This window comes from Sulfitobacter sp. HI0129, assembly GCF_001635395.1.
Taxonomy (GTDB): Bacteria; Pseudomonadota; Alphaproteobacteria; order Rhodobacterales; family Rhodobacteraceae; genus Sulfitobacter.
The window spans coordinates 1-302 of sequence record NZ_LWGH01000099.1; the positions used below are offsets into that span (position 1 = coordinate 1).

Genomic DNA, 302 nt, shown 5'->3' on the forward strand with positions numbered 1-302 from the left:
GGCGTCATAGGTTCGCTGGATGATGCCCATGTTGGTGGCCCCGCCCGGGTCTTTGCGGTTGTTCACATACCCGCCTTCGTGAGCAAGCACCCAAGGCTGGACGATAGAGAAATTCTCGCGTGTCATTCGCTAACCCCATGATTTGTGAAGATTGCGGTCACGACGCCACCATGCGTAGGCGCAGATCGTCATGTCCCAGCCCGTCAGCCAGCGGCAGAGGCGGCGGCTGACGGCTTCGCAGAGGGGGAGCATTAGATCACCAATGAGAACTGGCCCATCAGCGCCTTCATTTCAGAATACGC

At 58.6% G+C, this 302-nt stretch carries 1 protein-coding gene; it reads right to left on the minus strand.

Going from position 1 to position 302, the window contains the following annotated elements; all coding sequences use genetic code 11:
• Positions 1–126: glycosyl hydrolase 108 family protein (locus A3764_RS00950; RefSeq protein ID WP_330220503.1), on the minus strand; the 126-nt coding region annotated here is incomplete at its 3' end.
• Positions 127–302: the final 176 nt, after the last annotated feature.